General features: G+C 42.0%; 24 protein-coding genes and 1 pseudogene. 8 read left to right on the top strand and 17 right to left on the bottom strand.

Translation table 11 applies throughout. The features are described 5' to 3' along the window. Nucleotides 1-11: 11 nt before the first annotated feature. The 15 genes and pseudogenes from gspE to trhP all read right to left on the bottom strand — a co-directional run bounded on the left by gspE (nt 12) and on the right by trhP (nt 19,585). Nucleotides 12-1,487 (bottom strand): type II secretion system ATPase GspE, encoded by a 1,476-nt coding sequence (gene gspE / locus H571_RS0112225; protein WP_027849561.1) that lies wholly within the window; start codon nt 1,485-1,487, stop codon nt 12-14. Beyond that, on the bottom strand, nt 1,487-3,448 hold the full coding sequence (gspD, locus tag H571_RS15120) for a type II secretion system secretin GspD (protein ID WP_051168323.1): 1,962 nt from the start codon (nt 3,446-3,448) through the stop codon (nt 1,487-1,489). The genes gspE and gspD overlap by 1 nt, the downstream gene beginning before the upstream one ends. 3 nt (nt 3,449-3,451) lie before the next feature. After that, nucleotides 3,452-4,327, bottom strand: a complete 876-nt coding sequence (gene gspC, locus H571_RS0112215) for a type II secretion system protein GspC (RefSeq protein ID WP_027849560.1) — start codon at nt 4,325-4,327, stop codon at nt 3,452-3,454. Then, nucleotides 4,324-5,979: a bifunctional UDP-sugar hydrolase/5'-nucleotidase gene (locus tag H571_RS15115; RefSeq protein ID WP_051168322.1), complete on the bottom strand. Its 1,656-nt coding sequence runs from the start codon at nt 5,977-5,979 to the stop codon at nt 4,324-4,326. The genes gspC and H571_RS15115 overlap by 4 nt, the downstream gene beginning before the upstream one ends. Before the next feature lie 41 nt (nt 5,980-6,020). Beyond that, nucleotides 6,021-8,171, bottom strand: a complete 2,151-nt coding sequence (locus H571_RS0112205) for a S8 family peptidase (protein ID WP_027849559.1) — start codon at nt 8,169-8,171, stop codon at nt 6,021-6,023. Between the two features lie 131 nt (nt 8,172-8,302). Beyond that, nucleotides 8,303-9,532, bottom strand: coding sequence for a hypothetical protein (locus H571_RS0112200; RefSeq protein ID WP_156887875.1), 1,230 nt, complete (start codon nt 9,530-9,532; stop codon nt 8,303-8,305). Nucleotides 9,533-9,608: 76 nt separating this feature from the next. Next, complete coding sequence (locus tag H571_RS0112195; RefSeq protein WP_027849557.1) at nt 9,609-11,828, bottom strand: CHASE2 domain-containing protein; 2,220 nt, start codon at nt 11,826-11,828, stop codon at nt 9,609-9,611. Nucleotides 11,829-11,863: 35 nt separating this feature from the next. After that, entirely contained in the window at nt 11,864-13,561 is a 1,698-nt protein-coding gene (locus H571_RS0112190; RefSeq protein ID WP_027849556.1) for a FecR family protein, read from the bottom strand. Between the two features lie 3 nt (nt 13,562-13,564). Then, nucleotides 13,565-14,830, bottom strand: a complete 1,266-nt coding sequence (locus H571_RS15110; protein WP_156887874.1) for a surface lipoprotein assembly modifier — start codon at nt 14,828-14,830, stop codon at nt 13,565-13,567. Between the two features lie 94 nt (nt 14,831-14,924). Then, nucleotides 14,925-15,272, bottom strand: coding sequence for a hypothetical protein (locus tag H571_RS0112180; RefSeq protein WP_027849555.1), 348 nt, complete (start codon nt 15,270-15,272; stop codon nt 14,925-14,927). A 14-nt stretch (nt 15,273-15,286) separates the two neighbouring features. Beyond that, nucleotides 15,287-16,510 carry a sensor histidine kinase gene (locus H571_RS0112175; protein ID WP_027849554.1) on the bottom strand — a complete coding sequence of 408 codons (1,224 nt, stop codon included), beginning with the start codon at nt 16,508-16,510 and terminating at the stop codon, nt 15,287-15,289. Between the two features lie 2 nt (nt 16,511-16,512). Then, nucleotides 16,513-16,716: pseudogene (locus H571_RS15620) on the bottom strand (response regulator transcription factor); the annotation flags it as partial. Between the two features lie 54 nt (nt 16,717-16,770). Continuing rightward, complete coding sequence (locus tag H571_RS15615) at nt 16,771-17,196, bottom strand: response regulator (RefSeq protein WP_051168319.1); 426 nt, start codon at nt 17,194-17,196, stop codon at nt 16,771-16,773. A gap of 78 nt (nt 17,197-17,274) precedes the next feature. Further along, nucleotides 17,275-18,069 (bottom strand): TatD family hydrolase, encoded by a 795-nt coding sequence (locus tag H571_RS0112165; protein WP_027849553.1) that lies wholly within the window; start codon nt 18,067-18,069, stop codon nt 17,275-17,277. A 136-nt stretch (nt 18,070-18,205) separates the two neighbouring features. Beyond that, a complete protein-coding gene (trhP, locus tag H571_RS0112160) occupies nt 18,206-19,585 on the bottom strand; it encodes a prephenate-dependent tRNA uridine(34) hydroxylase TrhP (protein WP_027849552.1) in 1,380 nt (459 codons plus the stop codon). A 74-nt stretch (nt 19,586-19,659) separates the two neighbouring features. On the opposite strand from trhP, the gene H571_RS0112155 reads away from it, so the two are divergent. The 8 genes from H571_RS0112155 to H571_RS0112120 all read left to right on the top strand — a co-directional run bounded on the left by H571_RS0112155 (nt 19,660) and on the right by H571_RS0112120 (nt 24,325). Next, the gene (locus tag H571_RS0112155; RefSeq protein ID WP_051168318.1) at nt 19,660-19,947 is read left to right on the top strand and encodes a hypothetical protein; all 288 of its coding nucleotides are present in this window, start codon (nt 19,660-19,662) and stop codon (nt 19,945-19,947) included. Nucleotides 19,948-20,008: 61 nt separating this feature from the next. Next, nucleotides 20,009-21,046, top strand: a complete 1,038-nt coding sequence (locus H571_RS0112150) for a hypothetical protein (RefSeq protein WP_027849550.1) — start codon at nt 20,009-20,011, stop codon at nt 21,044-21,046. A 55-nt stretch (nt 21,047-21,101) separates the two neighbouring features. After that, nucleotides 21,102-21,761 carry a Bax inhibitor-1/YccA family protein gene (locus H571_RS0112145; protein WP_027849549.1) on the top strand — a complete coding sequence of 220 codons (660 nt, stop codon included), beginning with the start codon at nt 21,102-21,104 and terminating at the stop codon, nt 21,759-21,761. Between the two features lie 11 nt (nt 21,762-21,772). Beyond that, nucleotides 21,773-22,174: a sulfurtransferase complex subunit TusD gene (gene tusD / locus H571_RS0112140; RefSeq protein ID WP_027849548.1), complete on the top strand. Its 402-nt coding sequence runs from the start codon at nt 21,773-21,775 to the stop codon at nt 22,172-22,174. Next, nucleotides 22,171-22,542, top strand: a complete 372-nt coding sequence (tusC, locus tag H571_RS0112135; RefSeq protein ID WP_027849547.1) for a sulfurtransferase complex subunit TusC — start codon at nt 22,171-22,173, stop codon at nt 22,540-22,542. Before tusD ends, tusC begins: the two co-directional genes overlap by 4 nt. A gap of 28 nt (nt 22,543-22,570) precedes the next feature. Next, nucleotides 22,571-22,849: a sulfurtransferase complex subunit TusB gene (tusB, locus tag H571_RS0112130; RefSeq protein ID WP_027849546.1), complete on the top strand. Its 279-nt coding sequence runs from the start codon at nt 22,571-22,573 to the stop codon at nt 22,847-22,849. Then, the gene (locus H571_RS0112125; RefSeq protein WP_211219792.1) at nt 22,833-23,159 is read left to right on the top strand and encodes a TusE/DsrC/DsvC family sulfur relay protein; all 327 of its coding nucleotides are present in this window, start codon (nt 22,833-22,835) and stop codon (nt 23,157-23,159) included. The genes tusB and H571_RS0112125 overlap by 17 nt, the downstream gene beginning before the upstream one ends. Nucleotides 23,160-23,245: 86 nt before the next feature. Then, on the top strand, nt 23,246-24,325 hold the full coding sequence (locus tag H571_RS0112120; RefSeq protein ID WP_027849544.1) for a 3-deoxy-7-phosphoheptulonate synthase: 1,080 nt from the start codon (nt 23,246-23,248) through the stop codon (nt 24,323-24,325). Between the two features lie 143 nt (nt 24,326-24,468). Here the strand turns inward: H571_RS0112120 and H571_RS0112115 are convergent, their stop codons facing one another. Both H571_RS0112115 and H571_RS16260 read right to left on the bottom strand, forming a co-directional pair. Beyond that, on the bottom strand, nt 24,469-25,200 hold the full coding sequence (locus tag H571_RS0112115; RefSeq protein ID WP_027849543.1) for a DUF5610 domain-containing protein: 732 nt from the start codon (nt 25,198-25,200) through the stop codon (nt 24,469-24,471). Nucleotides 25,201-25,397: 197 nt separating this feature from the next. Then, the gene (locus H571_RS16260) at nt 25,398-25,802 is read right to left on the bottom strand and encodes a prepilin-type N-terminal cleavage/methylation domain-containing protein (RefSeq protein WP_027849542.1); all 405 of its coding nucleotides are present in this window, start codon (nt 25,800-25,802) and stop codon (nt 25,398-25,400) included. Between the last annotated feature and the right edge of the window lie 65 nt (nt 25,803-25,867).

The raw sequence follows: 25,867 nt of genomic DNA, 5'->3' as shown, positions 1-25,867 counted from the left end.
TAATAAGCCGCTTAGCTTCGAGTAACGCGCAGCACATCCTCTACCGAAGTCTCACCCCGTGCAATTCGCTCTACGCCAGCGGCTAACAAATCAGGCCAGTCGTTAAATACTTCAGCAGCCATTTCCGCTTCTGCTGCTTCGCGGTGAATTTTAGCGGCAAGGCTGGGCGTAATAGGTACAAATTCATACAAGCCCACCCTGCCTTGATAACCTGTTTGCTGGCAAGCGACACAACCTACCGGCTCGTAAACTTGGGTTAGTTGAGAGGCACTTGCTCCTAGGTCTTTTTTTTCTAAATCACTAATAGGGCGGCTCTTAGTGCAGTGGCGGCATAAACGCCTAACCAAGCGTTGCGCCATCACACCCTTTAAACTGGAAGATAACAAGAAAGGTTCTATGCCCATATCTCGTAAACGAGTAATAGCCCCCAAAGCTGAGTTGGTATGCAGTGTGGATAGAACTAAATGCCCAGTCAAACTGGCTTGCACTGCTATATTGGCTGTTTCTACATCTCGTATTTCACCAATCATTACCACATCTGGGTCTTGGCGAAGAATAGCTCTTAACCCCTTAGCAAAAGTCATATCCGCTTTAGTGTTCACTGCGGTTTGACCAATACCAGCTAGGGCATATTCCACTGGATCTTCTACAGTTAAAATATTACGGCTGGTATCATTTAATTGGGTAAGGCTGGCATAAAGAGTTGTTGTTTTTCCCGAACCTGTTGGGCCGGTAATCAATAAAACGCCATTAGGCTGCTGCAATAATTCTTGAAAACGCTGGGCAACTTTTTTTGGCATACCTAGTTCAGTAATGCCTAGCAAAGCTGCTGTTTTATCCAATAAACGCATAACCACTCTTTCGCCATAAATAGCAGGTAAAGTGGACACACGGATATCCACTTCACGCCCAGCAGCTCTAACAGTAATTCTGCCATCTTGTGGGTGACGTTTTTCGGCTATATCTAAACGCGCCATCACTTTAATACGAGAAACTAACATGGGCGCTAATTTGCGTGGAGGTTTTAAAACCTCTAACAAAACACCATCAACCCTAAAGCGCACCACTAGTTCTTGTTCAAAAGTCTCTATATGAATATCAGAAGCTTGTAGTTTTAAAGCTTCTGCAAACAGCCCATTAATTAAACGAATAATGGGGGCTTCACCTTCGCTTTCTAATAGATCTTCTATGGCGGGGAGTTCTTCTATTAGGCTGTCTAAATTTACCTGATCTGAAATGCCTTCAATTAATTCAGATGTGCTGGCACGACCGGCATCATAGGTTTGCGCTAAACGGCTTTCATAAGCATCAGTTTCTAGCCACTCCAAGTTCACCGGTTCACCTTGCATTCGCATCACTTCATGCAAATCGGCCACTTCGGCAGTTTTTTTGGCAACTAGCCGATATTGGCCTGCGGTTAAAGGCTCAACCAAAACACCCGACCGGCGTGCAAAACGATAAGGCAGTAGTTCAACTTGAACCACCATTAGTTTGACTGCCCTGCTTTTATGGCAGCACGTTGTTCACGGCGTGAAGGGAAAAGCTCGCTTAAGGAAGTAGCTTGGCTAGTGGGGGCGGCATCCCAAGGCGCTAAGCGGTCTTGGTCACCACTTTCTAATAAATGTGCTGCACGCATATAGCGGTATTTTTCAGAACTTAACTGAGCCAAAGAATCTCGGTCATGCAAAATTTGCGGCTTAATAAACACCATTAGGTTACGTTTTTCACGGCTAACACTGGTCGAACGAAACAGCGCACCCAGAAAAGGAATATCGCCTAAAAGCGGAACTTTACGCACCGTTTCTTTTTCGTCTTCACGAATTAAACCACCCAGCACAATAATATCGTTATTATCCGCCATCACCGTGGTTCTAATTTCACGTTTATTGGTAATAATATCGCTGGCAGTCACTGAATCTTCGATATTAGACACTTCTTGCAAAATTTCTAAGCGAACTGAATTACCATCATTTATTTGTGGGGTAATTTGTAAACGCACGCCCACTTCTTTGCGCTGAATGGTAGTAAAAGGGTTAGCATTATTATCGCCAGCGGTAGAACCAGTAACAAAAGGCACTTCCTGCCCCACTAAAATCGACGCTTCGGCATTGTCTAGGGTTAAAATGCTGGGTGTAGAAAGAATATTAAAGTTGGTATTGCTTTGCAGGGCATTTAATAACACACCAAAACTAATGCCTGAACTACTTAACCGCCCAACACCAGCGGTAATGCCTTGCAACCCAGCCAAAGCACCTAAAGCACCTTCGGTTCCACCGGTTACTGCACCCGCAGCTATAGACCCTAAACCTTGATTGCCAGTAAAGTTACTTGAAACAAGCGGTATAGAGCCTGAGTTTTGATCAACCATTAACCACTGCACACCTAAGTCTCTAGCTTGGGTATCGGATATTTCTACTATTATGGCTTCGACTAAAACTTGCGCACGGCGAATATCCAGTTGATCAACCAACAAACGCATTTCACGTATTTGATCAGGATTACCTGCCACCACCAACGCATTGGTGGATTCATGGGCTTGAATTAAAGTTTTACGATTACTGCTAGCATTTTCAGTTTTAGCGGACGTTTCTTCACCCGCCATGGCTTGCAATAAAGTTGCCATTTCTGCGGCTTTAGCATGACGTAAATAAAAGACTTGGGTAGTCGCCGAACGCTCAACGGGCTGGTCTAGCTCGGTTACCAAACGCTGAATTTCTTTGCGAGTGGCTTTATCTGCTCTAACTAGTAAACTATTTAAACGGTTATCCGACATAATTTGCGGCGGCTGACCCCCTCGCCCTTCACGTCTTAATAGCTGAGTTAAAAGCTGCTCCATTTCAGAGGCAGAAGCGTGCTCTAAAGTAATCAAACTTAAATTATCACTACTCACTTGGTCGATGCGTTCTACTAGGCTGGCTAGGCGCTCTAGGTTGGTTCCCCAGTCGGTTAAAATTAGCAGGTTAGTGGGCGCATAATGAGTAATCACGCCAATACGCCTATCCATTAAAGGGGTAAGAATATTCACCAACTGGGCAGCATCAGAATTTTGTAACGATAAAACTCGGGTTGCTAGCAAGTCTTTACCATCCGAATTTGGCTGCTCATTGCCTTCTACAGGAATGGCTTCTAAACGTGCGGTTTGTTCAGGCACAATTTTTTGTGTGCCATCATTTAATGCCACAGCCGCAAAACCATTCACCCTAAGCTGCGATAAAAACACTTCATAAACTTCATTGGCAGTTAACTTTTGCTGGCTGCGAATACTCACCTTGCCTCGCACCCGTGGGTCAACTAAAAAAGTAGTGGCCGTAATTCGCCCAACACTGTCAATAAACTCGCTTAACTCAACATCTTGCAGGTTAACGCTAAAACGTTCTTCACTGGCTTGTAGTGGAAGAATCACCAACATTAGTAACCAGAGCAAACTTAGTATTCTTAGCAGCTTCACTCACTACTCCATTTCTATACGAATTCTTAAACGCTCATCACCACGCATTAGGTCGATATCTAAACCTTCCGCTGTGGCTAAACGTGAATGTAAGTCCATCATTGCTGAAGTATCACTCACCAAATCACCATCGACAGCAACTAATAAATCACCGGCTTGCAAACCAAAGTGTTTAAAAAGCTCTGGCTTACTACCTGGCTGTAATACAAAACCTTGCAGCTGGCCTTCTTTAGACGAAGGCGAAACACTAATGTAGCTCATTAACTGCAAAGGGTCTTGCACCAAAGATTGACGAAATTCAGGGCCAAAGGTTTCTTCTAAAACTCGACTACCCACCCGCTGTTCAGTCACTTGGCTAGGCAATTCATTGCTTGCTGCACTGGCAGGCTTGCTTAGTTTTTCTTCTAGTTGCTGGTCTAACTGAGCGGTTTTATCTAAATCTAAAAGCACCTGCTCTAACTGGCCATTACGATCAAACACCAAAGCATCTTGTTTTATTTTAACCAACAAAATGCCTGTTTCTAATTCATCACCGCTTGAAAGCGTTAGGTCTTTATTGCGATAACTCAGCATAACGACAGAACGTTCGGCTTGGTTAGAAAACAAAATACCCTGCACTTTAACTGCTAAACGGCTTACTTGAATAGGCTCGTTGGTTTCCACCTTTTGCGGTGCTTTTTGTTCGCCAACTAACCAATGTTTTTCTAAGCCCTTCAGCACTATGGCTTGGCTAGCTACTGGGTTTGTTGAAGTACTTTTTTCTGCCACAGGCAAAGGATAGCGCCATAACAAAAATGACCAAACCAAACTAGCCAAAGCCATAGCTAAAAATAGCCAACCTAGCCAAAAGCCTAGTTTTTTTAATAATGCCAACTTCACAAAAGCGCCTCAGGATGCCAACCCGGATGACCGTCTACAAAAGCTAAACTGGGCTTTTCTATTTCAGGTAGCTGCCAATTTTTAGGGCGTTCTCTTAACCAGTTTTCCATCACCTGCCACAAGGCCACACCTTCACCTTGGTAATGGGTTGACCAACCCGCTACTTTTACTTGTTCACTGGTGGAAGCAACCGGCCAATTTAATTCAGAAATTCTTTGACCCGCTAAAGCTTGGTAACGCAATAAAAAATGACTGCCTGTTAAACGCGGTAAATCTTCGCTAGTATGCAAAAACCAATCATCACTCAGTAGTTGGTCTGCACCCACTTCTAAACGGGATTGCAGCTGACTACGATTAGCCGGCAGATTAAATAGGGTGGCAGGGTAGCCAGCGGTTAAGCTAAGCAAATGGTCACGAGTAATCACTGCGCCAGGCGGCAAAGCCACACCATGCCGCAAACCTGGTGCTAGGGTTAATTCTGCACCGGTGGTTTTTAAGGCTTCGGCAATAATCTGGTCCCAACTGCCGGCCAATACATCACGCCGATACAACCAATCGGGTGCAGTGGCTAGGGGTTGGTCTAGCCAACTAGCATAGGCAGCACGTAACTGGGTAATTTGTTGGCTAACCGCAGATGAAGCAGGCTCGGCATCGCTAAATAAGGCGTGATATTGCAGATTAAAATGCCAGTCATTGCCTTCAGCCGTTAAGTGTAATTCAACAAAACCCTGCCCTTGGCTACCCGCAAAACACACTGGAATGGCATTTTGATTGCTTTGCACCCTAACCAGCTGCGGCCATAAATCTTGCCCACGCGAGGATAAAATAAGGTCAACACCCTGTAACTGCGTAGACAACCACAAATTAGGATTAGTACCCGCATCACTTAACAAGAGCACCAAACTAGCTGACTTAGCTGCCAAGTTAACTTGCGCTTGCAAACCCTTTAACCAAGCTTGCTCATCAAAACCTTGCGGAAATTGCTGCCAAGGGTTAACGCAACCCACCACCGCAATACGCACACCCGACTTGGTAAAATAACGTATCGGTTGCTCGGCAGTTAACACCGGGCGCTTAAAATCTTTATATAATTGTTCTACCGCTTCAGGCCACAAAGCAGCTTCTTCACTAGCAACACGCACTTCGGCACCTAACCAATGGCTAGATAAAGGCCCGTAACGCCCTTGGGTTAACGTGGCTAAACCACTGGCATTCCAGCACTGGCCGCCTTCTAAGGTAAGGCTTGCCTCGCTACCAAACGCCTTACGCTTTTCAGCCAAAGCTTCAGCCAAAACAGCATAGCCGCCCATTTGCTTAAAAGGTTGAACGACAGACCTAGCACCTTGAGCGGTTAACCAACTGGCTGCCAGTGAATTGCTTTTCAAACCTAAACTAGCTAAACGTGATTGCTCGGTGATATAAGGCGCTTGGCCTAACAAAGACATAGGCCCTAAATGATTAGCCGCCGGATGCACATAAACAGGCTGCCATTGGGCATGAGTATCAGCATAAAAAAGCAGCTGCAAAGCCGACTGAGCCGGTGGTTTACGCCTAAGGGCATTTTTTGTTCCTGTCGCACAGCCAGACAAACTGCCAGCTGCTAAACCCGCAGCGGAAGCAGCCAAAAACTGCCGACGTGAAAAATTGAGCATTAAGCATTTCCTAAATAGAAATCATTCCTAACTAACCTAGTTTAGCGTAAAAAAGCTAGCAAGAAAAACTGGTAAATAGAAACAAATAAATTTAACCACCAACGAATGAAGCTTTGTAACCTAGGTTTGTCTTGCATCCACTCAACCCAACTAGGCGAATGAGTATAATAAAAATCTACAAACTTTTGGCCTAAATAAAACTCCATTAAAAAATCATCTCTAAATTCACGCAAAGCTATCACCTCTGGGGCGTTAGCATCACCATAAACTGAAGTAGCTATATAACAACGGCTAGAGCTAGATTTTTTTACGTATATTTCTACCTGAGGCTTTAAAACTAACTGCTGCAAAGGTTCTGATATAACTGACCAATTTTCTGGTTTGTCTAAATACCAGTTAGCTGAACCAGCGCTGGGGTTATTAGTAAAACCATCCTGCTTGGTTAGGGTTTGCATACCTTGGTCTTTTTTATCGGCTTGCATTGCAACTAGCCTAAGCCTTGGCTGACCAGAAAACTGAAACTGCCAGTTAGCTGATAAATCTATTCCTGTAACAATAAGCACTTCTTCGTCATCTACAAAATCACTAGTAAGCATCCACCTAGTACCCTGCCCACCGTCTATTCGAGTAACTTGTACCTGATAATCCTCAAAACTTATACCACAAACCTCACCCTCACAAACACTAGTTAAGGGCAGTGGCTTACTTGCCATTAAAGTAAAGTCTAGCTTGGCTAAGCTTTGCCGACTAGTACTTAGCTCTAAATAACCATTTTGCCAACCCTCTGGAAGATCAATTAAAAGCGCTTGCTTTTGCGAATTAAAACTAAAACTGACTTCTTGGCTGAAGTTAATAGCATCAAGTTTAAAAGCCACCTTATTTACTTGGTCTAGCTGATAGCCTTTTAAATAAAGTGCATCAGCACCCTCAACCCACTCAAAGTTAAACCAAGTAGGTTTAAATAAAGCATCAAACTCAGCTTCTAAAGCCTTGCCTGTATTTAAAACTCCAGGATAACGAAGCTTGCCTAATAAAAGCTCAGGGTGAGGCATTAAACTATTTATTAGTGCCGCTCTATAGGCAGCGGGTGGTAAGTTAAAGCTTTGATATTTTTGCATTAGTGCAGCTAAAGTTGCAGCAACTAAAGGAGTTGACATAGAAGTACCAGAAGAATACTCAAACAAGGCTTCACCACTAGTAGAATTAAGCCAAGTACTCAGCAAGCTTTTACCAGGCGCTGCAAAATCAACTAGTTGATAATCAAATTTACTGTTTTTAGCTAGCTGATTATTTTCTTGTACATTAGCAACACTTACAACCAAATCTAAGCTATTACTAAGAGCTGCAGGATAGCTCGGGCTGATATCATCTAAACCCCTACTATTTCCAGCAGCGGCTACTACAAAATGCCCTTGTTCACTTAGTTTTGTTAAAACACTTTGCAAAGTCATGCTACGGCTAGTTTGAATAGAAGCATTAATGATAGGGAATTCTGCTAGCCCTTTATCTAAGGCATCTTTAAAAGCAGCATACACATCAGAAATATTACCACTAGAATTTTTGGGTAAAGCTTTCATATTGTGCAAAGTTGCTGAAGAACAAATTCCAGCAACAGTGGCAACTTTATTTCCAGTGGTATCAGCAACCACTGTAGGTAAGGCAGCTATCAAGCCAGCAACATGCGTTCCATGACCATCATCATCTTCAGCACTGGTCGTAGACTGCTTACTGACATAGTTTTTTTGAAAACCGAAAATAATATTACTTAAAGAGGGGTGCTGGGTATTAATCCCCGTATCTATTATACCAATAGGGTAGTTTTCACAAGGGTACTGGATAGGTTGACCTGAGGTATCAATAAGGTTTAGCTGGTTAAAGTGACTAGGCGATAAAGGATAACTCTGTTGCAAAACCTCAGCATCTAGCTCAACAAACTTAACTTTTTTATTAGCACTTAACTCACGCATTAAGCTAAGGCGTTGTTGTCTATCTGCTACTTGATAAAGGTATAGCTCAAAATCTGCTGCAGTTAAACTAGGTAAAAGCTCACCAGTAATCTGCTTTGCTGGCAAGTTGTTAGTAGCAGCTAACTCAACAACAGCAGGCGCCTGACCCAAATGCCAAGCCACCAAAACACCTTGTGCAAAAAGGTGAGGTGAAAAGAGTAAGCAGAAAACAACTAGAAAATGCATTATTTATGCCTAAAATATTTTTTTCTAGGATAACAAAAAAGGAGGCTGAAGCCTCCTAAGTAAAACCTATATAATAACTATTTAAAAGTATAAAAAACTAGCTTTATACAGCTTGAGCAAAATCACTTAAATTAGTTACAATTTGCCACCAGAGTATTAATATTTTCTATAGCACTTAGATCAACTTCTAAATTATTGCATATAGTAGAGCCATTTTCAGCAGTAATACTTAGCTTAGCTTTATTTTTACTTTCAAGCTCAAAAACTATTTTTGATTGATTTTTTCCAGAAACTATAAAAGCACCACTTACAGGCTCATTAAGCCACTCTTCTTTAGAGTTATCATATACCTCTTCAAACTTTAATTTATTTAATTCAACAACTAGCTGACCACCTTCATTCTTTTTAGAGTTAAAATTATAACCACCATCCTGAATATATACATAAGGTGAATTCATAACACTACTATCTAAAAAACCAACCTCAGTAGCAGCTATATTTATATCACTCATAACAAACCAGTCATCATCTTTTTTAACCTCTAAGAAATTTGACCTACCTATACAAACCTCATACCCCTCAGGAGAGCTGTATTCACAACTACTATCTACTCTTCCATTAATAAAATTATAACCTGAATATGCATAACCTTCAAAATTACCGTTCACTTCAACTGTGAATTTATTTGCAAAAATATATGACTCATCTTTTCTAGCTAAACCATATTCAACATAATAATCTTCTAGTGAACCGTCAATGCTTATAGATGCAAGGCTGCTAGCAACACTAAAATCTCTTGCTTTAAAAAAACTTTTATAAGTTTTTTTGCTACCTTCTTCCTTTTCTGACATCTCCGCATATAACTCACCATTTAAAGTTGAGCTACCTTCTTTGCATGAGTTATAGTTAGCTATAAAGGAGCCATTTTGATTAGAAAAATCACCTACTTCAGTATAGTTAACACTACCACCAGCTGAGCAGTTAGTTTTTGTAGCTGCAGCTTGCACCTGATTACTCTTAGAACTCAAATTAACGAACTCATCAATATCTGCTATATCAAACACACTATCTAGCCCAGTAACTGCTTCTACCGCTGCTATTGATATATTGCCAGCATTAGTTTTGGTAATAGCAACTGGTGTATTATTTATTGGTATACTTGCTACTGGAGTACTTTCAGAACCACTAGAACCACTAGAACCACTAGAACCACTAGAACCACTAGAACCACTAGAACCACTAGAACCACTAGAACCACTAGAACCACTAGAACCACTATCAAAGCAGCCAGTTAATAGGCTAGTGCTTAGCACTAAACCCAAACCAAGTTTTAGTAAGCTTTTTGTATCGACTTGCATCATGACTTCCTTTTTTATTTATTCCAAGCAATAAAAAAACATTCTACTAAACATAAAACTTAAAACAACTATTTTAAATTTACTTATCTACTCTTGTCCAACTACCATCCCAGTCTTGTGCAGGCGGTTCTTGCTTAAATAGCTGAATACGCTCTAAGTACTGACTGTACTGGTAGGTATTGGGATGTGCTTTATGCAGTTGTGTAAAATGGCCTTCAGCTTGATCAAAATCTTGTTTACGAAATGCTTGCAATGCTTTATCTAGTTTATCTAACTCTGCTAGATGCTCTGAAGTCGCTTCTTCTATCAAGCAAAGGGGTTGATAAATTTTAACAGCGTAGTCTTTACCTTTAACTTTAACTAGATCGAGTTCACGCCATAAAAAATGTTCTAAAGCTAGCTCACGTGTGCGTTCACCTACTATTAAACTAACACCATAGTATTTAGTTGAGCTTTCTAAACGTGATGCTAGGTTCACTGCATCACCTAATACTGTATAAGCTCTGCGGTATTTAGATCCCATGTCACCGACATTCATTAAACCTGAGTTAATACCTATACCAACACTAATGGCTGGTAAGCCTTCAGAAACAAAAACAGCACTTATTTCATCGGTTGCTTTAAGCATTTGCATTGCTGCTTGTATAGAATGCAGGGCATGATCTGGATCTTTAACCGGCGCTCCCCAAAAGGCCATAACTAAATCACCTATGTATTTATCTATCGTGCCACGGTGATCAAAAATCACACCTGTAATGGGGGTAAAGTAACGGTTTAATAATAGCTTCAGTTCATCGGCTGCTAAAGCTTCAGATAGGGTCGTAAAACCGCGAATATCTGAAAAGAGCACGCTTAACTCACGCGATTCTCCTGCAAAACTAAAATCACCTGGATGACGGCTCATTTCTTCTACAAGTTGTGGGGGCACGTATTGACCAAACATATCTGCTAGCCGATGACGGGTCATAGACTCATAGAAAAAGCCCCAGACAAAGTTAAATACTGTTAGCAAAAACACCAACAAAAGCGGTCCAGCCAATGCTAAGACTATACCTTGGGTTAGCCATAACCAGCCGGTTAAGCTTATAATTGCTAGGCTAAGCAGTGTACTTATAAGCAGCTGTAGAATTGGTGTTAACCAAGGCAGTGAAATGGCAAGCACTAGGCCTGCAAATAGCGCTATTACAAGGTTAGCACCGGGTGCCCAAGATGGTTGCTGTAAAAACTGCTTATCTAACATGGCTGCTAATAAGTTAGCGTGAACTTCTACTCCCGGATAGACCGATGCAACGGGTGTAGCACGCAGATCAAATAAGCCTGGTGCACTTGTTCCAACAAGCACTAGTGCGCCTTGCAAATCCTCTATCGCCACCTCACCTGCTAAGAGTTTCCAAGCAGGTATATAAGGAAAGGTTTCTGCTGGCCCTCGAAAAGGAATAAGTAACTGGCCACTGCTATCTGTAGGTAAAGCTAGATTTTTATCTAAATAGAGTTTTTCTATATGCTCTTTTCCAGCAATAGTTGAAGTATTCAACTGAACACTGTCTAAAAACATAAACTGGCGTAGCATTTCTAAAGAGAGGGAAGCATAAAGCTGGTTTTCATAACGCGCTAGCATGGGCGCTCGTCTGACTACACCGTCTGCATCGGGTGCTAGGCTAAAAAAACCACCCCCTCTGGCAGTTTTTGTTAATTCAGTTAGGGGGGCGGCATAGCCTGTCATTTTAGGTATAACTAATTGGCTGACTAGGTTTTCAGGTTGGTTTTTTAGTTGCAAAGGCTCAGGTAGCAAACCACTGGTTAAGTCATACTGATAATGAAATAGATACCCTAACACTACTTCTGATTCTGCTAGCTGGTTTGCAAAAAGCTGGTCGCGGTCATAGTTAATTTGTAATTGGCTTAGTTGTTGATAAAGCCCAGATTGCTGATTTAGCCCTGCCAACACCTCTTCTGCTGGGTTACGTTCTGCCTCGCCAAATAAAATATCGAAGCCTATAACTGCTGCACCCGCTTCATTTAGTTTTTCTACTAACTTGGCAATCTTGGCTCTAGACCAGGGCCAACGTCCCTCATGCTGGAGAGAGGTTTCATCAATATCAATAATTACTATAGGGGCTGCGGCAGCCTGTACTTCTTCTGGCAAGTGCAGCTGCATACGCAAGTCATAAACCAATAGCTCAAAACGCTGATAAATATTACTGGCACCGGGCACAAGGCCCGATAAAATAAGCAATAAGAGGGTAACTAAGAAAAAGCCACCTAGGGTGGCTAAAATACGGGAAAGTTTAGGGCTCATAAAACTTTAACTCTAAATTAGTTAACTTTTATACTTTAAGGTGGTGGTGTGTTAACACCTGTTCTATCAAAAAAACCAACACCTGTTACAGGATCTATAGAGCCAGAGTCAAAACTATAAAAGGTAATTGCACCTTCTGCATCAGGCCCTACAAAACGTCCAGTGATAGACCCTTTAAGCATTTCATCTTGTGTGTCTTGCAAACTTATAGAGTTATTGTAAAACTGAGCAACCTTGCCTTGGCCAGTATAGATACCATAGCCAGAAGAATCTAAACTTACACTCATATCTCCTGTTGAAAAATTGACCTGCATAAGCCCTGTATTTAGTCCATTAGCTTCTAAAACCCCAGAAAGTAAGCTATAGGTATAGTCGTGATCTAGAGTAGGCAAAGTATCTATCGTGTTATGAACATTGGTAGCAAAAATAATGCCACCCTCCCATGCCACTTCTTCTTGTCCATTTATTTTAAACTCAGAACCACTACCTAAAAGCGGAGCGCCTCCAACATAGATAGCTGAGTAGGGTAATTCAACCAATCTAGTTCCAATAAGGAAATCAAAGCTATTGATTAAATTTACATTAGGATTAGCTAGAGCACTACCTTCAGAGCCTACTACCTTAACCCCAACACCTTCTTGCATATTATCAGGCATACCGACAAAACCACCGCCATAAGCTAGGCTATCTTTATTTACAAACACATACCCAAAGTCGCCCATTGGTTCCAGTGGTGGTAAAGGTGGCACTGCCGGTGGCAATACTGGTGGCACTACCGGTAGCGCTGACGGTGGCGTTACTGGTGGCTGATCTGGTTTACTATTTGAAGCTAGCTTAGCAGCTTCTACTGCTTTTTTAGCTAAATCCTCAAAGGGCTCACTATCACCTGAATCTAAGGCTAAAGGTGCAAAAGTAGGCGCACCGCCCGTTACTAACGGCTGATTAATTGCTAATCTTTGCTGCCTAGGGGTGGGTTGATCAGTTTGATCTTGTGGTTCTGCTGGCTGATTCTGTGGTGTTGGTTCTGGGTCTTGTTGTTGATCTTGTGGTTGGTCGTCAGCTAAAGAAAGGCTAGCATCTTGGGTAAATGCTTGCTGAAAGAACGCAGGTAATTGAGTAGCAGGAATGGCCTCTGGTGACTGGTTGGCACCAAGAATACGAGCAGCACTTAACGGTAGGTTCATACCTATAGCAACACTGCCTTGATTATTTTTAACAACGACTTGGCCGCTTTGCATACGTACAAAAAGATTTTGCCCCTGCTGGGTGTAAGCTTCAAAGGCAGTACCCCTAATACCTATGGTTCCAGCACGGCTTTTCATTTCATAGTTGTCACCTTTTACAGCGCCGGTAATGGTTCTTAATCCACCGGTAACCAGGCTTTTAACATTGGAATCTTTTTCATCTGCTATTTTGGACTGATAACTAAAGGCTTCTATAACCAATTCGCTAGACTCCATGAGTGAAATCATTTCACCGTCTGCCATGCGTAATTGCACACGACCACCCTTAGGTGTTTTTAAAGTATCACCTAAAAATATTGCTGAGCGTCTAGTCAACTTTCTAGGTTCAGTGTTTGGCTGTTCCGCAGTCACACCAAGTGTGGCCATTAATACTAAACCTACCTCTGTTTTTTTAGCCATAGCAGGGCTAGCTAATAAACAAAGTAGCAAACCGATTAGCACTAACCTGAAGTAACTTTCAAAAGAAACCTTTGGGGCTTGGTTAAACATGTGTTACCACTCCTTTCTGATACCAGCGCTTAGCTGAGTACGGCGATAACTATACAAGTTTAGTGACGAACTGTTATTAATCTGCTGAATTCCAAAATCTGTTAAGAAGTTATTGGGATAACGCTGACTAAACTTAAGCCCATAATTTACTTGATTATCTTTCCTACGCTCGTTTAGAAACGAAGGGTCATCAGCTTTATGCGTAGCATTTAGATAAGTAAAATTAAAATCTAAACGTTGCTCATCACTAAAACTGTAGCTCATACCCGCTCTTAGACCAAGCAGGTTACGTCCATTATGTTTACTAGTTCTCGCTTTTGGGTTTTCTGTTGTTGCAAGAGGGTCGACATTAAGTTTTAGACTCTCATTAAAGCGGTAGGAATAGCTTGCACCTAGAGTGAAGCTATTGATGTCTGTAGCAGTGGTTGTAGATTTACTGCTTATATCAGCTAACTGGCTAAAAATACTGTAATCTGCCTTGGCGCTAAGGCGTTGATTAAAATTAGTTGCAATAGCCAAAACAAACACTTCATTATTATCTTTACGTGCTTGTTTATTAACCTGTAATGGCATAGCTAAACGCCAATTACTTCCCAGTATAATCGCCCCACCTTGCAAACCTAGGCTGTGGTTATCCATATTTTTTTGAGCACTGTGATAACCCCTTAAATCTGCATTGCCACTTAAAAACCAGCCCCAGCGTGATGACTGCTGTTGTAAACGGTTAGCACCTAAATTCAACTCATGAAAAGTATCTGACTTAACTTTAGGCAAACCGACTAAAGGTTGACCAAACCAAAGTACTTCTTCTTGGGTTAAGTTGCGCGGGTTACTGTCATGACCAAAACGCGCACCCACATAAAAACGATTAACTGCACCACTGGTGGCTAGGGCTTTACCTGCTTCTTTGGCATCTATAGTTGCTAAATACCATTGAATGCGTCTTTGAATGACTAAGGGTGGTTGGGGCTGGCTAGCTAGTACTAGGTTAAAATGGTGGCGGGCGGCAATCAAATTGCCGAGAAGGTAGTGTAAACGTGCTAACTCAAACCTAGGCACAACTGCATTGCTATCGAACATTAACACCCGCTCATAAGCAAACAGGGCTTGGTCAAACTCTTTCACTCTTAAAGCAGCTAAACCATAGAGCATATCAAATTCAGGGTTACCAGCTTCTTCAATTACCAGTTGTGATGCAAGGTTATAAGCTTCTTGAAAACGTTGTTCAACAACCAAGCGCTCCAAAGCCTTAATACTGGCTAAAGACATGCAACTCGTTAGCATCATAAGTAAAAATAGAAAGAGCTGTTTACTACACCTTTTGCTTTTTTTCTTCATAGGTTGAAATGGTTTTTAGTAGATTTTAACAAACCCTTAAGCTTGCATTTTTTATAATCCACACTAGTAGTGCGATAAAGCCTGCACCTGCGGCGGCTGCCAACAGCCACTGCAACCAGCTAAGATTTAAATTTAGGTTAAAGCTGCTTTTTTTTGTAACTACTTCTCTTTTATCTGTTCGCAGCCCTTCTTTTTCTAACTCAATTTGTGTCGCTGCTTCTACCAACAACTTTACATCGGGCGCTGCTCTTTCCATTAAGAATTCTGCTGCAGCCTTCCAGTTAGGGTTTCTTTTCCCTGTACGCAGGGTGCGTAATGCTGAACCTGATGAAGTAAAAGTAGGTGTATAACCACCCGTATCATTAGAACTCATTGCGGACTCTTACCCTATAATTTTGCTAGCCAATTATCGCTTATTTTACTAACAGGAATGAGTAGTTCTATAGAGCAACCACGACCTGGCTGGGTATTAATGGTTAAACTAGCATTTAGCTCAACCGCTCTATAGTGCAAATTACTTAAGCCCCTACCGGTAAACTCTACTGACTGCTCATCAAACCCACAACCATCATCTTTTACTTGAATTTTTAAGCAGTTGGGTGCTGTCATGCAAGCGATTAAGCTAACTTTACTGGCTTTAGCGTGTTTAATGGTATTCACTAAAGTTTCTTGAACTACTCTCTGCAAGTTTAACGCATCTTGCGGTGTCATATTGGGAAAATCTGGCAAATCATCAACTTGCCAAGTTAAAGTCAAACCTGCTTGTTGAATAGGTCTTTCTAACCTATAACGAAGCTGACCAAGCAAGGTCGCTACATCGCCATCAAAAGCTTGCATAGAGTCCATCATAATTCGCAAGTCTTCTAAGGCTAGCTGCAAGTAGTCTGCTATTTCATCAACACTGGCCTGTTCATTACGTGTGGCATAAAGCGCCGTGGTTAGCTGTGCACCAAGGCCATCATGCATTTCTCTTAGCAAACGGTTACGTTCTTTTTCGGTTGCTTCTCGTGCTTTAATAGATTGAAGTTGCAGATGTGCCTGATGGCGACTTTTCTCATAAAAGTACACCAAAACAGCTAAGGCAATAAAGGCAATAGAAATATTATAAATGGATACCTGATCATAGGGCGCTGGCTCCCATACACCTAAATTAAGAATTAAGGTAATAAACACAGGTATAAACAGTAAAGCAACTGCTAGCGTGCCACGTTTTGTACCGTTAAGAAAGTAAGCAAAAGGCGGGAAGGTAGCCAGCCAGAATAGGCTATATTCATAATGCTGAGTTAAGTAAAGAAAACTAAGCAGAGCCAAGCCAATTATAACAGTAGTTATGAAGCCGCTTTTTCTTACGTCACGACTAAAGCGAAAGTAAATTAAAGCAAGCAAAGCAGAAATAAAGGCAACAAAATCGACTAGTGCAACTTTAAAATCATTAAAAACTAATAAGTTCAAAAAAGTAAAAAGTCCAAAAACTCCCATTGCCGCTATAAGCATAACGTTAATTAAAAACACTCTGCGATAATGGCGGCTGCCAGGAAAAAAACTGCCACCACAGGTCGTTAAATTATTCCAAAGTATTTTTAGCTTTTTGGTAATGGGAAGTTTTAGCATTATTAGTCTAGCTCATGCATATCTAGCAAGCCTTGCCGAGTTGCTGCAAAAACTGCTTCGTTTTTAGTTTTAACGGATAGTTTTCGGTATAAATTTTTAATATGTGAATTAACCGTATGGCTAGAAACGTTTAAATCTTCAGCCACTTCACGGTAGGTATAACCACGTGCTAAAAGTTTTAATAGCTGCATTTCACGGCGTGTTAAAGATGCTGCTGCACTTAAATCATCTAGCTTCTTTTTATTATTCGCCTCGGCTGTTTACATTCGCTTTAAAAGATGGCGGGCAATCATTGGGCTCATGGGGCTACCGCCATCACATAGCTGAATAATGTGCTCTGCTAAGCTTAAATCATCGGTATCTTTTAAAATATAACCACTAGCACCGGCTTCTATTGCTTGAACTACATGGCCTTCGTCACCAAACATGCTAACAACCATAATTTCTGTATTGGGTTGCTTTTGGCTAATTTCTTGAATTATTTCCATCCCCGACCCATCTGGTAAGCCTAAATCTACCAGCAATACTCTTGGGCAAGTATTTAAAGCAAGTGCTTTTCCTTCACGTACACAGGTTGCTTCACCTAGCCAATGTAGGTCTGGGTGTTTCTCTATGGATGCTTTGAATCTTAATCTAACTGCTGGATCATCATCGACCAAAGCAACAGTAATTTTTTCTCTTTTCATCGGGTTACTCTTAAATCAATCATTTAGTGAAGTTTGTTCTTATTTGGGAAGGAATAACATCCCTAAGGTTAGTGATGCTTAAATAATTTTTAGCTTAGGAAAGGTTTGTAACAGGTTGGAATGAAGCGAAGGTATAAGAGCTTTTACTGTAGTTTCACGCACTTCTGCTAGGGCTTTTGCCACTAGCGCCACTCTAGCTGGTTCGTTACGCTGGCCTTGAAAACCCTTTAAAGGCATATCTGGGCTGTCGGTTTCTAACAAAAAAGCAGTTAAAGGCAGGGTTTTAGCAATATTTCTTAGTTTATTGGCTCTTGGGTAAGTAATACCGCCACCTAAGCCAAGTTTAAAACCTAACTCAACTAGCTGTTCAGCCTGTTGCTGACTGCCAGAAAAAGCATGCAATAAACCACCTTGCGGCAGTTGAAAGCGCCTTAAGCGCTGAATGACTAAATCCATGGCTTGGCGTACATGAATTACTACCGGCAAGTTAAGTTCTTTAGCTAACCTTAGCTGGGCATCAAAAAACTGCCATTGCTTGGCTTCTTGGGCTTGTGACTCTGGGCTGTGTAAATCGATACCGATTTCACCTAGGGCTATAACTTTAGGTGAAGTGAGTAGTTGCTCTTTAAGTTGAATTAAATCTTCTGGCTGGTGCTGGTCAATAAAAAGTGGATGCAAACCTAAGCAGGCGTAAAGCTGGGGGCTAGTTGAAGCAGAGCTTTCTACTAGGTTTAAAAGTCTTGGCCAGGTAGCAGCGGTGGTTGCCGCTAAAATAAGGGTAGTTACACCAGCCAACTTTGCCCGCTGCAACACTTCTTCACGGTCCGCATCGAAGACCGGAAAATCTAAGTGGCAGTGGGCATCGTAAAGCATTTTATTTACCTTAAAGCCTCTTAATTATATAGGTTGACCTTAGGTAGGGCGGGCTTCAGCCCGACAAGTTGGCCTAAAGACCAACCTAAAATAAAGCGTCGGCCTAAAGACTGACCTACAAGATTGTTTATCCGTTTTATCCGTGGCTAAGGTCGCGCATAACCATGGCATATTTAAGGTTATCGCCTTCCAGCATTTCACCCGGTAGCTGGCAGCGTACAAAGTGGCCGGTACCTGGGGCAACGCTCATGGCTTTACCATTTTTGCTGTTTTCTAAGGCATCTAGCTTAAAGCGGCGGTTGCCAGCTGGAGTCATTAATTCCAGCGTATCACCCACTTCAAACTTATTTTTAACTTCTATGTCTATCCAGCCGTTGTCTTTAGCTTCTAACACTTCACCCACAAATTGCTGGTGTACACCCACTGAATTACCCGTTTCGTAGTTTTGGTATTCATCGTGTACATGGCGGCGGTAAAAACCTTCGGTGTAACCACGGTTAGCTAGGTTTTCTAGTGCATCCATTAAGTCCATATCAAAGGGCTTGCCTGCTACCGCATCGTCTATAGCACGGCGATAAACTTGGGCAGTACGCGCCACGTAATAATGGCTTTTGGTACGGCCTTCAATTTTTAAAGAATCTACACCCATCTCGGCTAAACGTGCTACGTGTTGCACAGCACGTAAATCACGGGAGTTCATTATATAAGTGCCGTGTTCATCCTCAAAAATGGGCATAAACTCGCCGGGGCGTTTGGCTTCTTCTATTAGTGCAGAAAGCACTTCTTGGCCTTCTGTACCGCCTGCGGTTTTGCTATTGGCTTCTTTTTGACCGGGTGTCCAAATGCCTTGCGCACTGGCTTGAGCCAAGGGAATTAAATCACCCGTATCATCGGTAGCAACATCATGGGTTTTATAATTCCAACGGCAAGCATTGGTACAAGAACCTTGGTTAGGGTCGCGGTGATTAAAATAACCTGAAAGTAAACAACGGCCAGAATAGGCAATGCACAAGGCACCGTGTACAAAGGTTTCTAACTCTACGGTGGGGCATTCTTGGCGAATTTCTGCAATTTCATCAAGCGACAGTTCACGCGATAAGATAATGCGCTGTACGCCTAACTTTTCCCAAAACTTTACTGCGGCATAGTTCACTACGTTAGCTTGAACCGAGAGGTGAATCACTTGGTCTGGCCACTTTTCACGCACCATCATAATTAAGCCAGGGTCAGACATAATTAAAGCATCTGGCTGCATTTGAATAACGGGTTCCATATCCTTTAAGTAGCTGCGCACTTTGCTATTATGGGGTGCAATATTACTGGCTACAAAAAATAGCTTGTTGCGCTGGTGAGCGTATTCAATACCATCCGCTAAGCCTTGTAGATTGAAATCATTGTTACGTACGCGCAAACTATAACGTGGCTGACCGGCATAAACCGCATCGGCACCATAAGCAATGGCATACTGCATGTTGCGGAAAGTGCCCGCAGGGGAAAGAAGTTCGGGAGATTTCATTAGATTAGGTATACCTGACCATTCAACTAGGATTAATAATAGAATTTTAACACAGGCAGAAAACAAATAAACACATGATCCCTCTTAAAAACCTAGAAACCTCCAGCCACGCTTGCCGTTCTGCTTGTGCTGCCTGCTGCATAGCACCCTCTATTACTTCCACCACCTCAGCCATGCCGCAAGGTAAGCCTGCTGGCAAAATTTGTGTGCATTTAAATGAAAACTTACTTTGCGAGTTGTTTGATCAAGCAACACGCCCTAGAGTTTGTAGTGCGTTTAATTTTGACGCAGAAGTTTGTGGTACTTGTCGTGAAGAGGCCTTACAAAACCTTGCTTGGTTAGAAGCAAGCACTAGCAGCTAGCAACTTACCCTTAGCTTATCTACAATCAATGCAACTAAAAGAACAACTAGGAGACTTCATTATGCACCGAGCTTTTATTATCGCCTCTGGTGGCTGTCAAGATGGTGTTGGTAGCCTTGAAGCCCTCCAGGCTGTAACTGAACAGGTTGCTACTGCCAAACTTAAACTAGAACGCCTAGTCATTGATCCTCTTAGTGTTGGCTGGGACGCTCCTGTTGCTAAAAATCATTACCGTTCTGGTTGCGGCCCTTTAGAAGCCTTGGCCTATGCACAAACTCAGTTACGAGAAGGTGCTTTTGATGCCGTATTAATTGAAGGCACTGATGCGGTAAAAACAGGCTATCCACGCGAAGAACGCCAAGCCCTAATGGAAATTTATGGCAAAGATTATCCCATTACTGAAGCCTACACCGATTTAGCCAGGCAGTTTTGTCACGAACAGGGCATGACTTTTGATCAATTTCGTCACCTTAGGGACTTAGTTTTTGAAAACTTTCGCCGCAGCGCTCCTGAAAAATCTGTTGATGACACTTGGTTTCAACCACAAACTGAACTTTTTCGTGGTGTAGATTGTGCCAACCCTTACACAGACTATACGGGTGGCTTGCTCTTAACGCGTGAAGATTTACTTGGAAAGTTTAACTTACCTCAAGCCGCTATCGAAGTTGCAGGTGTTGGCATAGGCTATGCTCAGGGTGACGGTGTTGATTACCTAGATGAGTTAGCAACCTACTGGCATTTAGAAAAAGCCCTTTATTATGCCAACCTAGAAGCAGAGCTAAACTTTGCTGAGGCATTTAATCAAGGTAAAGCACTGCTAGAAGCCTACACCTGTTATCCTGTTGTACCCTTAGCGCTTTTGTTGCAGGGTCAGTTTGTTACTAGCTGGCAAGCTATTCCAGCTTGGTTACAAAAACATTCGCTTACCTTAAAAGGTGGCATGAACCTTAACCGAGCACCTTGGAATCTACCTGCCCTACGTGGCTTAATTGAAATGACTCAGGCTCTAGCCACCAGCGATAAACACCTAGGCGGTGTACAGGGCAATGGTGGTTTGGGCTACAAACAGGGCTTTGCCATTTTAAGACGGAACGCTTAAGCTAAGCGTTGGTCATATAACAAGTATTCAACCTAAACTTTGTAGGAGTAACACCATGCGTTACGACGCTTCAACTACCCAAACGGGTTCACGTACACTTAGCGCCTCAGCACAAAAAGTGCTACGCAACACCTACATGCTATTAGGCATGACTTTAGCTTTTAGTGCGCTAACTGCCTTCTATTCTTTAGTTACTGGTCTACAGTTAAATATTATTGTGTTTTTTGTGGGTGTTTATGGCCTCATGTTTTTAACGCATAAACTAGCCGATTCAGCTTGGGGCATTCTCAGTGCTTTTGCCTTCACTGGTTTTATGGGTTTATCACTTGGCCCCATTCTAGGTATGTACCTAGGTGCTGGCATGGGTGATGTGGTTGTTTCTGCACTCTCCATGACCGCTTTTGTTTTCTTTGGTTTATCAGCCTTTGCGCTAATTACCAAAAAAGACTTCGACTTTATGGGCAAATTCTTAATGGTCGGTGGTCTGGTACTCTTTGCCGGTGTAATAGCCAACCTTTTCTTAGGTTTAACTGGTCTACACCTAGCTATTAGTGCTGGTTTTGTTATCTTCTCTTCTGCCTTAATTTTGTTCCAAACTGGGCAGATAGTGAATGGCGGTGAAACCAACTACATACGCGCCACTGTTACTTTGTTTGTTTCTATCTATAACCTTTTCTTAAGCTTGTTGTCTTTGCTTGGCATGAACAACGATTAAGCGAAACCTAGGTGAAAACTAAAACCTTTGTTTTAAATGTTACTGGGGCACCTTACGCAAGTTTGGCGCCCCTTTCTGCTTTGCGTTTTGCCAAAGCCGCTTTGGCAACTGGGCATAAAATTCAGCGGGTATTTTTTTATCAAGAAGGCGTTACTCTAGCCAATGGTTTAAGCTGCCCACCCCAAGATGAAATAAACCTCACCAAAGAATGGCAAAAATTAGCAGCAGAACACCAGTTAGAACTTGCGGTATGTGTTGCAGCGGCACTTAAACGCGGCATTATTGACGCCAAAGAAGCGGCACGTTATGGCTTAGAGCAGCATAATTTAGCAGAAGGTTTTGTACTAACTGGCTTAGGTCAGCTGGTTGATGGTATGGCAAATGCTGACAGAACAGTGACATTTAACTCATGAAAGCCAGTAACTCTTTTGATCTGCTAGTGGTTTTTACCCAACCACCCCTCACCGCTAGTTTAGCTAAAGAAGGTTTAGACTTAAGCTTGGTTAATAGCACCTTTGAGCAACAAACCGGCTTAATTTTTTTAGGAGCGGGGGTTTTACAACTACACCCCAATCAGCAGCCTGATATTTTAGCTTTAAAAGGTACTCAAGCAATGCTTCAAGCCCTAGGGCTTTATGATATAAACCAACTCTTTGTAGATGAACAGGCACTGCTAGATTACAGCCTTACCACTGCTGATTTATTACTACCAACAGAAAGTTGTAATCCGCTTCAGCTACAAAAACTACTAGCAACAAGTCGTAATGTTTTAACCTTTTAATTCCTTAACTCGTTGAACCACCTACCCCATGGCTAGCCTTCACCAACTAAACGCCCAACATAAACTAGCTAACTGCTTAAAACTTTTAGCTAAAACAGACAGCCTAGTTTTAATTGAAGCTGCTGTTGCTTTAGCTGTTCAAGCAGATTTTCTACAACAGCTTCCTCAAGGGGTCAGTGTTTTTGCACTCAGCAGTGATTTACAAGCCCGAGGTTTATTAAATAACTGCTCACCAGCTATTCAACCGCTTTCTGATGCTGAATGGGTAGCTGCAAGTTTGGAGGCTGATCGTGTCTGTAGCTGGTAATTTACCTGAGTTAGATCCAGAAGGTTTTTTAGTAAATTTACAAGACTGGTCACCACAAGTGGCGGAATACCTTGCTGCTCAAGATAAAATAAAGCTAACACCTGAACATTTAGAGATTATTTTATTGTTGCGTGATTTTTACCAAACCTATCAATTATCTCCAGCTATGCGACCTTTAACTAAGTATTTGCGCCAACATTTAGCAGCCGAAAAAACCAGCAGTATTTATTTAATGCAGCTTTTTGGTCAAAGCCCTGCCAAAGCCCTAGCTAGGTATGCTGGCTTACCTAAGCCAGATAATTGCTTATAAGTGGCTAGTCAATTGCTTAGATGCAGTGCAATAAAATACAATGTTAAAAAGCATTACTCATTTTAAGGAAAATAGGAAAACAACCCATGTCTGATAACAAGCGCGTACACAACCTTAACGTCGCTTCGCAAGAAGTTTTAATTACACCTGATCGTTTAAAAGAAAAAATTCCTTTAACTGGTGCAGCTGAAAAAACAGTCTACGAAGGTCGTCAGGTTATTCAAAAGATTTTAGATCGTGAAGATCCGCGCCTATTTGTTGTTATCGGGCCTTGCTCTATTCATGATGTAGACGCAGCCAAAGACTATGCTAGCCGTTTAAAAGACCTAGCTGCCAAGGTAGGTGACACCCTTTATTTAGTAATGCGTGTTTATTTTGAAAAACCGCGTACTACCGTTGGCTGGAAAGGTTTAATTAACGACCCGCACATGGATGATAGCTTTCAAATTGAGGAAGGCTTGCATATAGGTCGTCAGCTTTTGGTTGATTTATCTGAGTTAGGCTTGCCCTTAGCAACTGAAGCCTTAGACCCTATTTCGCCACAGTATATGCAAGACTGCATTGCTTGGAGTGCGATAGGTGCACGTACTACTGAATCACAAACCCACCGTGAAATGTCCAGTGGTTTATCTTGCCCTGTTGGCTTTAAAAACGGTACCGATGGTGGCTTAGAGGTTGCTATTAATGCTTTAAAATCTATGGCACATCCGCATAATTTTTTAGGTATCAATACTCAAGGTCAGGTAGCAATTATCCGCACCAAGGGCAACAAATATGGTCATGCTGTTTTACGTGGCGGTAATGGCAAACCTAACTATGATTCAGTGAGTGTAAAGCTGTGCGAAAATGAACTAGCCAAAGCTGGTTTAGATAAAAATATTATGATTGACTGCAGCCATGCCAATTCTAATAAAGATGCCAACCTGCAACCACTCGTGTTAGATAATGTTGCCAACCAAATTTTAGATGGTAACCAATCCATTCTAGGCTTAATGGTTGAATCGAATATTGGCTTTGGAAATCAGTCCATTCCAGCCGATAAAAGCCAACTTAAATACGGTGTTTCAGTAACCGATGCCTGTATTGATTGGGAAACCACTGAAAAAGCGCTAACTGAGATGGCTGACAAACTACGCCCAGTGTTAAAAGAGCGACTTACTCGGTAATTTGTAGTTTGGTCTTTAGGCCAACAAGTCGGGCTGAAGCCCGACCTTGAGCGATTAAAAAGCCCCCAAGGTAGGATTTCTCTTACACTTGAGGGCTGTGCGTCGTCCCCGACCCTTTTTTAACTACCAACACCTATAAAAAACTACTGACTTTCTTCGGTAGGGTTAGCATCATCAAATAGCGGTTTATCGTCTTGTTCAGTTTTGCCAAGTATTCTATCGCGGAAGGCTTCTAGCTTTTCAAATACTAGCCTTTGTGTTTCTTCTACCGTATCTTTTATATGGCCTTCAAAAGCACCAAAGCCTTTGAGTATTTCAATGGCTTCACCCATACCTTTTTCTAAAGCGGGTTTGATTAGGTTGGTGTATTTTTCTACCAGTTCTTCTTCGCTTAAATTAGGGTTTTGCTTTTTAAAGGTTTCAAAATAACTGGTTGCACCAATCATAATGCGCTCAGCAGTATTTTCTGACGACCAATAATCTTCTTGGCCTTCAATGCCTGATGTTTTATCTATCAGCTTTTGTAGGCTAAAGTCTTCGTCGCCAAATTCTTTTTGAAGCACGCTTTCAATGGCACTGGCGGCTTCTTGGTAAAAAATGCGCATAGCTTTGCTATCGCCTTCTTTACCCTGGGCAAACATGGTTTGTAGCAGGGTTCTTTTATTTTCTAGCGTTGTCGCTTCAGCTTGTTTAGCAAACTCAGCCTTTTCTTCCGTTGTTAGCTTAGTTTTAACGCCAGCAGGATTTTTATCTGTAGCCGTGGTTTGTAAACTTGCGGCAAAAGGCGCGTTGGATTTTTTTGTTGAAGCCTGAGCTTTACCTAACTGAGACGAGCTAGGTGAAGCGTTTGATAAGGTAATATTTGCACTAGCCATAAGCTAACCTCTTGTTGGATATTTTTAAGTAAAGTCAATCTGCTTGAGGTAGTTATCGGCTGGTGGTGGTTAAACTTTAACCATTGGTCTAAGAAAAGAAGTTTTCTTGGTGGGAAGGGAAAGAAAGATAGAAATAAAAAAGCTCTCAAAGTGTACTCTACTATTGAGGGCTTTTTTTAATATTGGAAACTAGATTTTTAAGGTGTAGTAGTGGTACAGCCTTTAATAGCTGTACCACTAGTATTTTTACAAGTCCATCCACCCTCAGCATTACGTTTAAGACTGATATCACCTTTAACTAAAGTTGCAACACCCGTTGCCGCTACAGTAAACCCAACAATTCCTTTATCATCATCCTTAGTCGCTGCAACTGAAGGTCCCAAGTTGTAGTCTGCAATATCTGTAGGTGCTGAAGATCTATTGCTAAAAATGGTCGCATCCACTGCAGTTTGCATAGTGCGTACTGCCGCATGATCAGCCGTTACTTCTGCTTTAGTCACATACTTCTGATACTGGGGCACTGCTACAGCCGATAAAATACCAATAATGGCAATAACCACGAGTAATTCAATTAGCGTAAAACCTTGTTGTGTTGCTTTCATTGTTGTCTCTCCTAAGAATAAAAAATCTGTGAGTAGACTAACAGCAACCCTTTTGCTGCTACTGC

It is taken from the genome of Marinospirillum minutulum DSM 6287 (assembly GCF_000422325.1).
GTDB classification, from domain to species: Bacteria; Pseudomonadota; Gammaproteobacteria; order Pseudomonadales; family Halomonadaceae; genus Marinospirillum; species Marinospirillum minutulum.
This window is presented reverse-complemented; position numbering and strand designations above follow the sequence as displayed.

Coding starts and splice junctions, on each gene's coding strand:
- H571_RS0112190 (WP_027849556.1), bottom strand. CDS start 13,561: ATGTTTAACCAAGCCCCAAAGGTTTCTTTTGAAAGTTACTTCAGGTTA.
- H571_RS15115 (WP_051168322.1), bottom strand. CDS start 5,979: ATGCTCAATTTTTCACGTCGGCAGTTTTTGGCTGCTTCCGCTGCGGGT.
- H571_RS0112165 (WP_027849553.1), bottom strand. CDS start 18,069: ATGCTTTACGATGCCCACTGCCACTTAGATTTTCCGGTCTTCGATGCG.
- H571_RS0112200 (WP_156887875.1), bottom strand. CDS start 9,532: ATGATGCAAGTCGATACAAAAAGCTTACTAAAACTTGGTTTGGGTTTA.
- tusB (WP_027849546.1), top strand. CDS start 22,571: ATGGCTAGCCTTCACCAACTAAACGCCCAACATAAACTAGCTAACTGC.
- H571_RS0112115 (WP_027849543.1), bottom strand. CDS start 25,200: ATGGCTAGTGCAAATATTACCTTATCAAACGCTTCACCTAGCTCGTCT.
- H571_RS0112175 (WP_027849554.1), bottom strand. CDS start 16,510: ATGCTAAAACTTCCCATTACCAAAAAGCTAAAAATACTTTGGAATAAT.
- H571_RS15110 (WP_156887874.1), bottom strand. CDS start 14,830: ATGTCTTTAGCCAGTATTAAGGCTTTGGAGCGCTTGGTTGTTGAACAA.
- H571_RS0112145 (WP_027849549.1), top strand. CDS start 21,102: ATGCGTTACGACGCTTCAACTACCCAAACGGGTTCACGTACACTTAGC.
- H571_RS0112150 (WP_027849550.1), top strand. CDS start 20,009: ATGCACCGAGCTTTTATTATCGCCTCTGGTGGCTGTCAAGATGGTGTT.
- H571_RS16260 (WP_027849542.1), bottom strand. CDS start 25,802: ATGAAAGCAACACAACAAGGTTTTACGCTAATTGAATTACTCGTGGTT.
- H571_RS0112205 (WP_027849559.1), bottom strand. CDS start 8,171: ATGCATTTTCTAGTTGTTTTCTGCTTACTCTTTTCACCTCACCTTTTT.
- gspE (WP_027849561.1), bottom strand. CDS start 1,487: ATGGTGGTTCAAGTTGAACTACTGCCTTATCGTTTTGCACGCCGGTCG.
- H571_RS0112180 (WP_027849555.1), bottom strand. CDS start 15,272: ATGAGTTCTAATGATACGGGTGGTTATACACCTACTTTTACTTCATCA.
- tusC (WP_027849547.1), top strand. CDS start 22,171: ATGAAAGCCAGTAACTCTTTTGATCTGCTAGTGGTTTTTACCCAACCA.
- H571_RS0112195 (WP_027849557.1), bottom strand. CDS start 11,828: ATGAGCCCTAAACTTTCCCGTATTTTAGCCACCCTAGGTGGCTTTTTC.
- H571_RS0112120 (WP_027849544.1), top strand. CDS start 23,246: ATGTCTGATAACAAGCGCGTACACAACCTTAACGTCGCTTCGCAAGAA.
- trhP (WP_027849552.1), bottom strand. CDS start 19,585: ATGAAATCTCCCGAACTTCTTTCCCCTGCGGGCACTTTCCGCAACATG.
- H571_RS15615 (WP_051168319.1), bottom strand. CDS start 17,196: ATGAAAAGAGAAAAAATTACTGTTGCTTTGGTCGATGATGATCCAGCA.
- H571_RS0112155 (WP_051168318.1), top strand. CDS start 19,660: ATGATCCCTCTTAAAAACCTAGAAACCTCCAGCCACGCTTGCCGTTCT.